The organism is Limnohabitans sp. TEGF003, assembly GCF_055395455.1.
Genome location: NZ_AP029225.1, coordinates 1,841,443 through 1,853,466 on the forward strand (window position 1 = coordinate 1,841,443; position 12,024 = coordinate 1,853,466).

General features: G+C 63.2%; 12 protein-coding genes and 1 riboswitch. Of the genes, 4 read left to right on the forward strand and 8 right to left on the reverse strand.

Features of this window, described 5'->3' with window-relative positions; translation table 11 throughout:
• Nucleotides 1-4: 4 nt before the first annotated feature.
• Nucleotides 5-475: a type IV pilin protein gene (locus ACZ5RT_RS09130; protein ID WP_464452250.1), complete on the reverse strand. Its 471-nt coding sequence runs from the start codon at nt 473-475 to the stop codon at nt 5-7.
• Nucleotides 476-553: 78 nt separating this feature from the next.
• On the opposite strand from ACZ5RT_RS09130, the gene ACZ5RT_RS09135 reads away from it, so the two are divergent.
• The gene (locus ACZ5RT_RS09135) at nt 554-1,129 is read left to right on the forward strand and encodes a GspH/FimT family pseudopilin (RefSeq protein ID WP_464452251.1); all 576 of its coding nucleotides are present in this window, start codon (nt 554-556) and stop codon (nt 1,127-1,129) included.
• Nucleotides 1,130-1,161: 32 nt separating this feature from the next.
• Here ACZ5RT_RS09135 and nrdR read toward each other — a convergent pair whose 3' ends face one another.
• The 3 genes from nrdR to ACZ5RT_RS09150 all read right to left on the reverse strand — a co-directional run bounded on the left by nrdR (nt 1,162) and on the right by ACZ5RT_RS09150 (nt 3,891).
• Entirely contained in the window at nt 1,162-1,611 is a 450-nt protein-coding gene (gene nrdR, locus ACZ5RT_RS09140) for a transcriptional regulator NrdR (protein ID WP_108426135.1), read from the reverse strand.
• 12 nt (nt 1,612-1,623) lie between these two features.
• Nucleotides 1,624-2,868 carry a serine hydroxymethyltransferase gene (gene glyA / locus ACZ5RT_RS09145; RefSeq protein WP_291929644.1) on the reverse strand — a complete coding sequence of 415 codons (1,245 nt, stop codon included), beginning with the start codon at nt 2,866-2,868 and terminating at the stop codon, nt 1,624-1,626.
• A gap of 54 nt (nt 2,869-2,922) precedes the next feature.
• Nucleotides 2,923-3,096, reverse strand: a riboswitch (ZMP/ZTP riboswitch).
• Between the two features lie 45 nt (nt 3,097-3,141).
• A complete protein-coding gene (locus ACZ5RT_RS09150; RefSeq protein ID WP_464452252.1) occupies nt 3,142-3,891 on the reverse strand; it encodes a transglycosylase SLT domain-containing protein in 750 nt (249 codons plus the stop codon).
• Nucleotides 3,892-4,308: 417 nt separating this feature from the next.
• Between ACZ5RT_RS09150 and ACZ5RT_RS09155 the strand changes: the two genes are divergently transcribed.
• Nucleotides 4,309-7,065 (forward strand): DUF349 domain-containing protein, encoded by a 2,757-nt coding sequence (locus ACZ5RT_RS09155; RefSeq protein ID WP_464452253.1) that lies wholly within the window; start codon nt 4,309-4,311, stop codon nt 7,063-7,065.
• Between the two features lie 80 nt (nt 7,066-7,145).
• Here the strand turns inward: ACZ5RT_RS09155 and ACZ5RT_RS09160 are convergent, their stop codons facing one another.
• From ACZ5RT_RS09160 to ACZ5RT_RS09175, 4 genes are all read right to left on the reverse strand, one after another.
• Nucleotides 7,146-7,925 carry a UDP-2,3-diacylglucosamine diphosphatase gene (locus tag ACZ5RT_RS09160; protein ID WP_464452254.1) on the reverse strand — a complete coding sequence of 260 codons (780 nt, stop codon included), beginning with the start codon at nt 7,923-7,925 and terminating at the stop codon, nt 7,146-7,148.
• An 11-nt stretch (nt 7,926-7,936) separates the two neighbouring features.
• Nucleotides 7,937-8,443, reverse strand: coding sequence for a peptidylprolyl isomerase (locus ACZ5RT_RS09165; protein WP_108426140.1), 507 nt, complete (start codon nt 8,441-8,443; stop codon nt 7,937-7,939).
• A gap of 4 nt (nt 8,444-8,447) precedes the next feature.
• Entirely contained in the window at nt 8,448-9,125 is a 678-nt protein-coding gene (locus ACZ5RT_RS09170; RefSeq protein WP_464452255.1) for a peptidylprolyl isomerase, read from the reverse strand.
• 67 nt (nt 9,126-9,192) lie between these two features.
• The gene (locus tag ACZ5RT_RS09175; RefSeq protein WP_291925180.1) at nt 9,193-9,705 is read right to left on the reverse strand and encodes a tetratricopeptide repeat protein; all 513 of its coding nucleotides are present in this window, start codon (nt 9,703-9,705) and stop codon (nt 9,193-9,195) included.
• 252 nt (nt 9,706-9,957) lie between these two features.
• Between ACZ5RT_RS09175 and cysS the strand changes: the two genes are divergently transcribed.
• Nucleotides 9,958-11,334, forward strand: a complete 1,377-nt coding sequence (gene cysS, locus ACZ5RT_RS09180) for a cysteine--tRNA ligase (protein ID WP_464452256.1) — start codon at nt 9,958-9,960, stop codon at nt 11,332-11,334.
• Complete coding sequence (locus tag ACZ5RT_RS09185; RefSeq protein WP_291925176.1) at nt 11,331-11,978, forward strand: DNA-3-methyladenine glycosylase family protein; 648 nt, start codon at nt 11,331-11,333, stop codon at nt 11,976-11,978. Before cysS ends, ACZ5RT_RS09185 begins: the two co-directional genes overlap by 4 nt.
• Nucleotides 11,979-12,024 lie beyond the last annotated feature (46 nt).

Below are 12,024 nucleotides of genomic sequence, written 5' to 3' on the forward strand. Positions count from 1 at the left end.
GGCGTCAACGGCGCCAGCAGCGATGGGGGTCGCTGTCCAGGTGTTCACCTGCGCCGAACACGGCGGTGGCGCTGGCTTGCCAACGCAGGTGCAAAGGTGTGCAGTCACGGTCTGCGGCTTGCTTGTTCAAGGCGATGGCTTGCGCTGAATAGCCGTCAGGGGTGGCCTCGATCAGGCGTATCTGGTAATGCCCTTGAGGTGAACGGTCACTGGCCCAGCCCAGCGCGCTCAAGTTGTCGGCGTGGCTGTCGTGGCTGCTGCGCCAGCGGGCCTGGTCGATTTGAAGCTGAAGCAGCGCCGCTTGTCCGTCGCTGCGGCGGGCCTGTCGCTGTTGTTGCTGGTAAGTGGGCACGGCCAAGGCGGCGAGCAGGCCCATCAGGGCCACCACGATCAACAGCTCGGCCAAGGTCCAGCCGCTGCTGTGCTTGCTTGGGCGCCGTTTTGGCGGGCAGGTGCCCCTGGCGGCTGTGGGCATGTGTGCTCTCCTGTTGTTGGGTTTTATTGTGGTCTTATGTATTCATCTTGTACAGTGCATTCACCCGTGCGCCCAACCATGTGCCATCCATCTCCAAGCCCAGCTCAGACTCAGCCCAGCGTTCAAGCGCGGGGCTTTACCTTGCTGGAGGCTTTGGTGGTGTTGGCTTTGCTGGGCATTTTGGTGGGGATGGCCGCGCCCGCCATGTCGGCGCTGCGGGCCCGGCACCAGCTGCAGGCCATGGCAGAAGGCTTTCTGGACAGCCTGGTGCTGGCGCGCTCGGAGGCCTTGCGCCGACAGCAACGCATCAGCCTGTGTGCCCAAGCCCCCGGGGGTGGCTGTGACGCCGAGGGCCAATGGCAGCAAGGCTGGCTGGTGTTTGTGGATGGGAACGACAACGGCCTGCAGGATACCGGCGAGGCATTGATCGAGTCGCATGAAGCCCTGCCTGCAGGGACGAGTCTGGACGTGACCAGTACCGTGAAAACTTACTTCTCGTATGGGCCCGAAGGTCGCAGCATGGGCACCAACGGGGCTTTCATGGCCGGGACGTGGCGCTTTTGCCGGGCCGGATTGCCCCAAGGTTGGCAGGTGGTGAGCAACGCTTTGGGCAAGCCCCGCATTGAAAAATACACACCGCAGCCCTGCCCATGAGCCTGGCGGCCCGGGCGAGGGCGCTGGCGGGATCAGCTTTGGACTTCGTCCACCAGGGTCTTGAAATCGTCGATGTCTTCGAAGTTGCGGTACACGCTGGCAAAGCGCACATAAGCCACTTTGTCGAGTTTTTTCAGCTCGCGCATGACCAGCTCGCCAATGCGGTGCGAAGCGACTTCGCGGATGCCCAGGTTCAGCAGTTTTTCTTCGATGCGCTCAATCGCGCCGTCGACCTGCTCGGTGCTCACGGGGCGTTTGCGCAGGGCCAGGTTCAGGCTGGCGCGCAGTTTCTCGCGTTGGTAGTCGATGCGTCGGCCGTCTTTTTTGACGATGGCCGGAAAGTTGACTTCCGGCTTTTCGTAGGTGGTGAAGCGCTTTTCACACGCCCCACATTGACGGCGACGCCGGATGAAATCCCCGTCCTCGGCCAGACGGGTCTCGACCACCTGGGTTTCGAGGTGAGCGCAAAACGGGCATTTCATCGCGCGGGCCGATCAGCCGTAGACCGGGAAGCGGCTGGTCAGCGCATGCACCTTGGCCCGCACCGCAGCCAGGTTGGCTTCGTCCAGCGGGTTGTCCAGCACGTCCGCAATCAGGTGGGCGGTGGCACGGGCTTCTTCGTCCTTGAAGCCGCGGGTGGTCATGGCCGGGGTGCCGATGCGCACGCCGCTGGTCACGAACGGCTTTTCGGGGTCGTTCGGGATGGCGTTTTTGTTGATCGTCATGTGGGCGCTGCCCAAAGCGGCTTCGGCCACTTTGCCGGTGATGCCCTTGGCCCGCAGGTCCACCAGCATGACGTGGCTCTGGGTGCCGCCGCTCACGATGCGCAAGCCGCGCTCGGTCAGGGTTTGGGCAATGATCTGCGCGTTTTTGACCACTTGGGCCTGGTAGGCCTTGAACTCAGGCGCCAGCGCTTCCTTGAAAGCCACGGCCTTGGCTGCGATCACGTGCATCAGCGGGCCGCCTTGCAGGCCGGGGAAGATGGCGCTGTTGATGGCTTTTTCGTGCTCGGCCTTCATCAAGATGATGCCCCCGCGCGGGCCGCGCAGACTCTTGTGGGTGGTGGAGGTGACCACGTCGGCGTGGGGCACAGGGTTGGGGTACTGGCCAGCGGCAATGAGGCCTGCGTAGTGGGCCATGTCGACCATGAAGATCGCACCCACTTCCTTGGCCACTTTGGCAAAGCGGGCCCAGTCGATGTGCAGGCTGTAAGCCGAGGCGCCAGCGATGATCAGTTTGGGTTTGGTTTCGCGGGCTTTGGCTTCCATCGCGTCGTAGTCGATGGCTTCGTTCTTGTCGAGGCCATAGCTCACCACGTTGAACCACTTGCCCGACATGTTCAGCGGCATGCCGTGGGTCAGGTGACCGCCTTCGGCCAGGCTCATGCCCATGATGGTGTCGCCGGGTTTCAGGAAAGCCAAAAACACCGCTTCGTTGGCCGACGCGCCGCAGTGCGGCTGCACGTTGGCGGCTTCGGCGCCAAAAATTTGCTTGATGCGGTCGATGGCCAGTTGCTCGGCCACGTCCACGTGCTCGCAGCCACCGTAGTAGCGCTTGCCGGGGTAGCCTTCGGCGTATTTGTTGGTCAGCTGGCTGCCTTGGGCGGCCATGACGGCGGGCGAGGCGTAGTTTTCGCTGGCGATCAGCTCGATGTGATGTTCCTGGCGGGCGGTCTCGGCCTGGATCGCGGCAAAGATCTCGGGGTCGGTTTGTTCAATCAGTGTGTTGCGGTGGTACATGGCAGTCCTTCAGATGATGGAACCTTGGCAGGCAACTTGTGACAAGTTCCCGACAAGGGCTGCCCAGGCGAACGGCGGATAACCCGTGTCTGGGTTCGATGGCCAGTTCCGGGCTGTGCGCTTCCCAGTGGTTCTGGGGTGGCCCCACGGCCACCGCGCTCCACGTCAGAGTGTTCCCGCCTGTTCTTTGAAAAGAGGGGGCTCCTATCGCCAGTCGCGCACCTCGGTAGTGTAGCCGAGCGCTATAGCCTTTCGGCCCGGGTCAGGCCCTGCTCACAGCCGTGCCGCAGGGGTCTTGGCCACCAGAGCGGCGGTGTTTTGTTTTTCGGTGACTTTTTCCAGCTGCTTTTGCTCGGCCAGGACGCGGTCAACGTACTGGCTTTCCATGGCCTGGCCGGAAGACGCGCCGTAAAGCGCCAGGGCTTCCTCCAGGCTGCTGGTTTGCTGCAGCAGGCTTTGCAAATGCCGAACGCCCACACGCACATTGGTCAGCGGGTCAAAAGCCGACAAGGGGCCGCCGAATTGGCCCAGGGCCTCGGCGTGGGTCTTGATTTCCAGCTGCATCAAGCCGACATTGCCCTGGCTGCCCGAGGCAAAAGGGTTGAAGCGGGACTCGATCGCCATGATGGCCAGGATCAGGCTGGGGGGCAGCTGGCTGCGCTCGCCCAAGCTCCAGGCCTCGGCCACCATGGCCCCCAAAGGCTCACTCGAGACGCGGTACTTGCGGCTGAGCCAACGGGTCACGGCCGCTTGGTCGGGCGTCAGGTCGTTCAGGCTTTGCGTGGTCGAGCGGGTCGCTGCGTTGCTGGCCACAGGGGCTTCCACCGCCTCGGTTTGGCGGATTTGCAGCCAGCCCAGCAACATTTCGCTGGCCGCTGTTTGCAGACTGGGACGGGCCAAAAAGCCCAGGCTCACGATCACGACCACCAGGCCAAACAGGGCCAGGCTGTGGCGGGTGATTTCGATAAAACCTTCTCGGACATCGGTGGCCCAGGTCTGCAGACACAGACCGAGGCGAGACATGTTCAATGACGCTGTCATAGCACTTCCTCTCGTAGCCAACGCGGGTGACGGATGTCAGCCTGCGCGGGTGGGTGGTGTGGGGGACGGGGCCTGCAGCGCACCGGGGTGCACCAGCAGAACCGGCCAAAGGTGGCAGCGGTATCGGGTTATCCCTAATCTTGGGATGGGCGAATTCTAGGAATATTTAATATCAAGTCAACACTATCAAAAATTAAATTCATTTCATTTGATTATATAGAGCTGCTTGTGCGGCCGAAATCACAGGAGATTGCCGTGGATTGCGCTCAGAGGGCCGGGGCGGCCCAAATACCGGCGAAAATACGGGGTTGTCGTCCGGCCCGCTGCCCACTTTGTGGGCAGCGCCCGGCCCGATGCTGATGCCGTATTTGGCATGGACCGTGTTTTAAAGTTTTTACCGTGACTTCATCTTCAAAGCCTCTTGACCTCGCCGCGCTGGACTCCTTGACCGGGGGGGCTTTCCATGCCGCCACTTCAGGCGAGCGCAGCGCCCGTCTGCGCGAATGGCTCTCGACCGAACCCGCTGCCGACGCCCTGGCCGAGGTCTACCGCGAGATGGCCTCGCGCGACAAAGGCGCGGCCAAGCTCCTGAAGGAAAAGCTCGACGAGCTCAAGCGCCAGCATGGTCAGGACGCCTTGGCCAGCGACTGGGCGCAAAAAGCAGAGCAGATGCTGCAAGCCCCGCGCCTGAACATTGGCGACGCCATGGCCTGGCAGCGCGACGCTGCCAAAGCGGGCGCACCCCTCTCGCGCGAGCCCTTGGCCAGTTTGAAGCTGCGTTTGGCCGAAGTGGTCAAAGGCGTGGAAGACCTGCAGCACCAGGTGATGGTGCAGCGCGAAGCCGCCGTCTTGCTGGCGCAGCGCATCGAAGTGCTCTCGACCAAGCCCATGGCCGAGGCCCAAGCCGGTTTGACGGGGGTGCAGGCCGATGTCGCCCAGTGGCAAGCCCAAGCTGGGCAGCTCAGCACCAACCCCGTCTGGCCCAGCGTGGATTTGAAGTTCCCGGCCCAGCTCGATGCCGCGCAGAGCCAGCTGCAGGCCGTCTGGCAAGGTTTTTCTGCCGCCTTGGCGCTGGCCCAGCAAGCCCAGGCCGATGCCACCGCCGCCTTGCCCTCGGTGCCCGTGTGGGCCGATGAAATCCGCCGTTTGCGCGGCGAGGTCGTGGCGGACGTTCAGTCCCCCGCCGCAATGCCTGCGCCTGGCGATGCCGCCAAAGAGCCCAAGCCTGCCAAACCCAAAATGGACGCGGCCCAGCGCCAGGCCCTGCGCGAGCAGGCCCTCAAGGCCGTGACCGACGTGCTGGAAGCGCTTGAAAAACAGATCACCGAGAGCGAGGGCGCCCCCTTGCCCGAGGGGGTCAACGCTTTGCGTGCGGCCCTCAAAACCCACGGCAGGAACCTGGACACCACCTTGGACGAGCGGGTGCACAAGGCCTTGACCGCAGCGGGTGACGCCGAAGGCTGGCAGCGCTGGCTGGCCGACCAGGTGCGCCAGACCCTGGTGGCCCAGGCTGAAGGCCTGCTCGACGCCGACAAGGCCCCCACCGTGGGCGGCCGCAAAATGCAGGACAAGCTGCGCCAATTGCGCGACAGCTGGAAGCAAACCGACCAAGGCGGCTTGCCCAACCATGCGCTGTGGAAGCGTTTCGATGCCGCTTGCAACGAAGCCTACAAAACCGTGCTGGCTTGGCTCGAGCAAATGAAAAAAGAGTCTGCCGACCACCGCGCCCAACGCGTGGCCCTGATGGACGAAGTCAAAGCCTGGACGGCGGCCAACGCCGATAGCGAAGACTGGCGTGCCCAGTTGCGTGCCCTGCACCAGTTCGCCGACCGCTGGCGCAATGCGGGCCACCTGAGTGAAAAAGCCTTTGGCGAAATGCAGTCGCAGTGGAAGGCGATTTTCAAAGCCGCTGCCGCCCGCCTCGAAGCCGCCCAGAAAGCCAGCGTCGAACGCCGCCAGGCCCTGATCAACGAAGCCCGCGAGCTGGGCGCTGCGCCCGCTTTGCGTGTGGACGCCGTCAAGGCCTTGCAGCAGCGCTGGCAAGTCGAAGCCCAATCGGTCCCGTTGGACCGAAAGACCGAACAAAAACTCTGGGAAGTGTTCCGTGCGCCGCTGGACGAAGCTTTCCAGCGCAAAGGCACCGAGCGCCACGCCTCGGCCGCCCCCTTGACCGCCCGTGACCGCGCCGTGATCGACGCATCCAAAGCCCTGGACGAAGCCAATGCCGGTGGCGATGCCAGCAAGATCCGCGCGGCCATGGCTGCGCTCGATGCCGCCTTGCGTGGCCAGGCGCAGGAAGCACAGGCTGCCAAAGCTGCGGCAACCAGCGCAGCACCCGCAGTGGACCCAGCCTCTTCGCCCGCGCCTGCTGCTGCAGGCCTGCCCGCTGATGAAGCCGCATCGGCTGCTGAGCCGGGCGAGAGCGCGGCTGTTGCCGAGGGTGAAGCCCCTGCTGCGCCCGTCGCCCCGCCCAAACCCGCCAAGCCTGTTGTGGCGGTGCGGGGCGATGACCGCCCCGGCCAAAAGAAAACAGAAGCCGTTGCAGGTCGCGACGGACGCCGCGATGGCCGACCCGGCGAGCGCGGTGCGCGTTCCGGGGCTGACCGAGGCGCTGGTCGCCCAGGTGAGCGTGGCGGTGAGCGCTTTGGCGACCGCGGTGGTCGTGGCGAAAGCCGTGATGTCCGCGAGGACCGCGGTCCGCGTCTGGGCGATGCCGCTTTCCGTGCTCAGCGCGAAGCCATGGAGCGCGCCGAAATGTCGCTGCGCAAACTGGCCGCGCAAGCGCACGGCGAAACCCTGACCCGCTTGATGAGCGCCTGGCAAGAGCGCCAGGCCGATGCATTGCCCAGCGCACAGGAATTGGGCCGCGCCATCAACGCCGCGACCCGTCAGACATGGGCGCAAGCCGTCAGCGCACCCGCCAAGGTGCCCGCTGCCACGGCTTTGTTGCGTCTGGAAATGGCAGCCGAAGTGCCCACCCCGGCCGACAGCTTGAACGAGCGCCGCGCTTTGCAATTGCAGCTGTTGACCCAGCGCAACCAGCCCGGCCCCCGCGAAACCTGGGCTCAGGATGTGGCGCAGGTGCTGTCCGGCCCGCACGAAGAGGCCACGGCACGCCGCCTGCAAAACGTCTTGAAGAACCTGCTGCGCGGCTGATCAGTCCGCTTCATGCAAAACAGCCGCTCTCGAGCGGCTGTTTTTTTGATCGGTACGGGTCTCTTGAAAAGAAAGCTGTTTTAAAGCCAATCGATGCGCTGTGAGGCGCCATCGCGCTGCAGCCTGAACACCTGCGCCCGCACAGGGGCGTGGTCCAGCGACCAGTCGCTCAGCACATGCCGTTGGGCGGTGCCCAGCACATGGTCAGCAGGGCGGTGGGTGTGGCCGTGAATCAGTCGATCCGCTTGGGCCTGGACAAGCCAGAACAGGCTCATCTCCGGGTCTGCGTCGGCAAAGGTCATGCCCTCGTGCTTTTGCGACTCGCTGAGCGCACGCAAACTGCGGGCAAACGCCTGACGCTCTTCCAAAGGCTTGGCCAAAAACGCCTGCTGCCATTCGGGGCTGCGCGCCTGCAGTCGGAAGGCTTGGTAAGGTTTGTCGTCCAGGCACAGCGCGTCGCCGTGGGTGAGCAACATGCATTGGGTGCCCAGAGCGAGTAAAGTCGGGTCGGTCAGGGGCTGAACGCCACAACGGCCCAGGTAATCCGGGCCCACCAAAAAGTCGCGGTTGCCGGGCATGAAGGCGACATGGGCGCGCTGCGCGGTTTGGCGCAACACCTGGGCACATGCTTGCAAAAAGGGGTCGAGCGCAGCGGCATCGTCGCCCACCCAGACTTCAAACAAGTCCCCCAGAATCAGCACCGCATCGGCAGGCGTGCGGGCCATGTAGTCACGCCAGGCTTCAAAAGTGGCGGTCTCGGAGGCCTGCAAATGCAGGTCCGAGATCAGGTCCACGGTTTGCCATGTCGCTGGCGCGGTCAGCAAGCCGATGTTCGGCCGGGTGGTGCGCGGGTCCGACACGGCTCAGCCCATCACAGTGCGACGGCTTTTTCGATCACGACGTCCTCTTTGGGCACGTCACCGTGGCCGCCGCGGTTGCCGGTTTTCACGCCTTTGATCTGGTCGACCACTTCGGTGCCCTTGACCACTTTGCCGAACACGGCATAGCCCCAGCCTTGCATGGAGGGGGCGGTGTGGTTCAGGAAGTCGTTTTTGGCGACGTTGATGAAGAACTGCGCTGTGGCCGAGTGGGGCGCCGAAGTGCGGGCCATGGCCACGGTGTACTCGTCGTTTTTCAGGCCGTTGTTGGCTTCGTTCTCGATGGCCGCGTCGGTGGGTTTTTGGCTCATGCCGGGCTCGAAGCCGCCGCCCTGGATCATGAAGCCGGGGATCACGCGGTGAAAAATCGTGTTGTTGTAGTGGCCCTTGTTCACATAGGCCAGAAAGTTTTCGGTCGATTTGGGGGCTTTTTCAGCGTCCAGTTCGAGGGTGATGACGCCGTAGCCGGTGATGTGCAGTTCGACTTGTGGGTTGCTCATGGTGTTACTTCAACAAAGTGATGGATTGGATGACGACTGGCGTGCGGGGCACATCGGTCGGGAAGGGGCCGCCAGCGCCCGTGGGCGTGTTGCGGATTTTTTGGACCACGTCCATGCCGGACGTGACTTTGCCAAAAACGGTGTAGCCGAACAGCTGAGGGGCGTTCAGCAGTTGGGCGCGGGCCACGTTCTCGTAAACGCGGCCCTGGTATTGAAATTTGGCCACCGGGTCACCGTCGGGGATCGGGGTCGGGTCCAGAAAAGCGTTGTCCACCACGTTGATGAAAAACTGCGCGGTGGCCGATTGCGGGTCGTTGGTGCGGGCCATGGCCAGCGTGCCGGTGGTGTTTTTCAGGCCAGCGGCCAGGGCCTGTCGGCCTTCGTGCGGCACGGGTGCGCGGGTTTTCTTCTCTTTGTATTGCGCGTCATAGCCGCCGCCTTGCACCATGAAGCCCGCAATCACCCGGTGAAAAATCGTGCCGTCGTAGTGCTTGTCGTTCACATACTGCAAAAAGTTGGCCACGGTTTTGGGGGCTTTGTCGGCGTAGAGCTCGGCTTCGATGTCACCCATGGAGGTGCTGATGCGCACCTTGGTCACGCCGGATGTCTGGGCCTGGCTGGCCATGGGCAATGCCAAAGCCAGTGTCAGGGCCAACGAGGTCAAAAAGCGGGAGCGTCGCATGGTGTTCTTCCAACGGGAGCAAGGTGAGGCGGCAGGTGGCGTGCGGGACGGCGCGTCGGTGGCGGCCTCAAGGCGCCGACGACTTGAGCAGTTGTTCGGCCGCCTGGCGTTTGCTGGTCACGCGCGGCTGCGGGGCCGGTGCCCGGCTGGCTTTTTGGTAAGCCTCAATGGCCAGCGCAATGTAGACATCGCCCAGATTTTCCAGGGCCGTGCCGTAATCGGGTCGTGCGCGCACAGCGTCTTGCAACTGGGCCAGCGCCTCGGCATAGCGGTTTTGGCGGGCCAGCAGGGCGGCCAGGTTGTTGTGCGGTTCGGGCAGTTCGGGGAAGGACTGGGTCAAGGCCTGCAGGGTTTCCATCGCCTCGGCGGTCTGGCCCTGACCGTCTTGAATGCGGCTGAGCAAGAGGCGCATTTGCGGGTCGGTGGGGCGGGTCTTGAGGTATTCCTGCGCTTGCGCCTGGGCTTTGGACCATTCGGCCGCCCCGATCAGTCGGTTCACATCCTGGTAAACGTCCGCTTGGGCGCTCACGCTGGACAGCAGCAAAAGACTGGTCAATACGAACGAAAGTAGAGCTTGCATGCGCGCCAAAAGTGTTGAATTCGGGCTGCCAGGAACTGGGAGCAGGGCCCCCGTCGGGGATATACTGAAGGGTCATTGTAGCGGAGGGCACGCGGTCATCAGGCCGTTGGCGGGGGCTGTTGCCCAGCCGGGAAGCGGGGCTTTGGGCCTTGTTTCTTTGTGTTGAGTTTCCTGAATTTCCCTGAGCCGATCAGATGCCGATGCCGGACACTGTCGTGTGGGTGGTTGTAATAAAAAAATCTTTGATCTGACATGAGTCTGCGCATCTTCAACACGCTGAGCCGTGCTGTCTCCGAGTTTTCTCCGGCCGAGCCCGGCCATGTGCGCATGTATGTCTGCGGCATGACGGTGTACGACCTGTGCCATCTGGGCCACGCCCGCTCGATGATCGCGTTCGATGTGGTGCAGCGTTGGCTCAAGGCCAGTGGCTACCGGGTCACGTATGTCCGCAACGTCACCGACATCGACGACAAAATCATCAAACGTGCCCTGGAAAACGGCGAAACCATCCGCGGTTTGACCGACCGCATGATCGAGGCGCTGCACCAGGACGCCGACGCCCTGGGCATCGAACGCCCTCAGCACGAGCCCCGCGCCACCGACTACGTGCCGCAGATGCTCAGCATGATCGGCACGCTGGAGCAAAAAGGCCTGGCTTACCGCGCAGGCAATGGCGACGTGAATTATTCGGTGCGCAAGTTTGCGGGTTACGGCAAGTTGTCCGGCAAGTCACTCGATGAGCTGAACGCTGGCGAGCGCGTGGCGGTGGAGACGGACAAGCAAGACCCGCTGGACTTTGTGCTCTGGAAGAGCGCCAAACCCACCGAGCCCGAAGACGTTAAATGGGCCAGCCCCTTTGGCACGGGCCGCCCCGGCTGGCACATCGAGTGCTCGGCCATGGCCTGCGAACTTTTGGGCCAGACTTTTGACATCCACGGCGGCGGTGCGGACCTGCAGTTTCCGCACCACGAAAACGAGATCGCCCAAAGCGAAGGCGCCAACGGCCAGCCCCTGGCGCGTTATTGGATGCACAACGGCTTCATCAATGTGGACAACGAAAAGATGTCCAAGAGCCTGGGCAATTTCTTCACCATCCGCGATGTGCTCAAAGAGTTTGATGCCGAGACGGTGCGGTTTTTCATCGTGCGCAGCCATTACCGCAGTTCGCTCAATTACAGCGACGTGCACCTGAACGACGCCAAAGGCGCTTTGAAGCGCCTGTACACCGCGCTGCAGGCTGTGCCGCCAGCCGACGTGCAAATCGACTGGGCCGACCCCTTGGCCGCTCGCTTCAAAGCCGCCATGGACGAAGACTTTGGTACGCCCGAGGCGGTGGCTGTGCTGTTTGAGCTGGCGGGTGAAGTCAACCGCAGCGGCTCGGCCGAGCGTGCTGGCTTGCTCAAAGCCTTGGGCGGCTTGCTCGGTTTGCTGCAAACCGACCCCACGGTTTACCTGCAGGCGGGTGCAGGGCTGGATGAAGCGGCCATTCAGGCGCAGATCCAGGCCCGGGCCGACGCCAAAAAAGCCAAAAACTTTGCCGAAGCCGACCGCATCCGCAACGATTTGCTGGCGCAAGGCATTGTGCTCAAGGATTCTGCGGCTGGCACCACCTGGGAGGCGGCTCAGTGAGCGCAGCCACACCCGCGGTGACACCCGTCACCCCCGCTTATTGGGCCGAGGCCTGTGCGCACCTGGCCAAAAAAGACCGGGTCATGAAAAAACTCATCCCCCAGTTTGGCAACGCCATTCTGGAGACGCGGGGCGATGCTTTTGTCACTTTGGCGCGGTCCATCGTGGGCCAGCAAATCTCCGTGAAGGCGGCACAGTCGGTTTGGGACCGCTTTTCGGTGCTCCCCAAACGGCTCACCCCGGCTGCTGTGCTCAAACTCAAGGTCGACGACATGCGGGCAGCCGGTTTGTCGGCCCGCAAGGTCGAATACCTGGTCGATTTGGCCATGCATTTCAGCTCGGGCACGGTGCACGTCAAAGCCTGGCAAGAGATGGACGACGAGGCCATCATCGACGAGTTGGTGGCGATTCGGGGCATTGGCCGCTGGACGGCCGAGATGTTCCTGATCTTCCACCTCATGCGGCCCAATGTGCTGCCGCTCGACGATGTGGGCTTGATCAACGGCATCAGCCGCAACTACTTTTCGGGCGAGCCGGTCAGCCGCAGCGATGCCCGTGAAGTGGCCCAGGCCTGGAGCCCCTTCGCCACGGTGGCGACTTGGTATATTTGGCGCTCGCTGGACCCCGTGCCCGTGGCGTATTGAAGGGCTGGACAGCGCGTCCAGCCGGAAACAGAACAGAGGAGCCCAA

Coding starts and splice junctions, on each gene's coding strand:
- ACZ5RT_RS09150 (WP_464452252.1), bottom strand. CDS start 3,891: ATGTCTCGCCTCGGTCTGTGTCTGCAGACCTGGGCCACCGATGTCCGA.
- ACZ5RT_RS09165 (WP_108426140.1), bottom strand. CDS start 8,443: ATGAGCAACCCACAAGTCGAACTGCACATCACCGGCTACGGCGTCATC.
- nrdR (WP_108426135.1), bottom strand. CDS start 1,611: ATGAAATGCCCGTTTTGCGCTCACCTCGAAACCCAGGTGGTCGAGACC.
- ACZ5RT_RS09175 (WP_291925180.1), bottom strand. CDS start 9,705: ATGCAAGCTCTACTTTCGTTCGTATTGACCAGTCTTTTGCTGCTGTCC.
- ACZ5RT_RS09170 (WP_464452255.1), bottom strand. CDS start 9,125: ATGCGACGCTCCCGCTTTTTGACCTCGTTGGCCCTGACACTGGCTTTG.
- ACZ5RT_RS09135 (WP_464452251.1), top strand. CDS start 554: ATGTGCCATCCATCTCCAAGCCCAGCTCAGACTCAGCCCAGCGTTCAA.
- ACZ5RT_RS09130 (WP_464452250.1), bottom strand. CDS start 475: ATGCCCACAGCCGCCAGGGGCACCTGCCCGCCAAAACGGCGCCCAAGC.
- cysS (WP_464452256.1), top strand. CDS start 9,958: ATGAGTCTGCGCATCTTCAACACGCTGAGCCGTGCTGTCTCCGAGTTT.
- glyA (WP_291929644.1), bottom strand. CDS start 2,868: ATGTACCACCGCAACACACTGATTGAACAAACCGACCCCGAGATCTTT.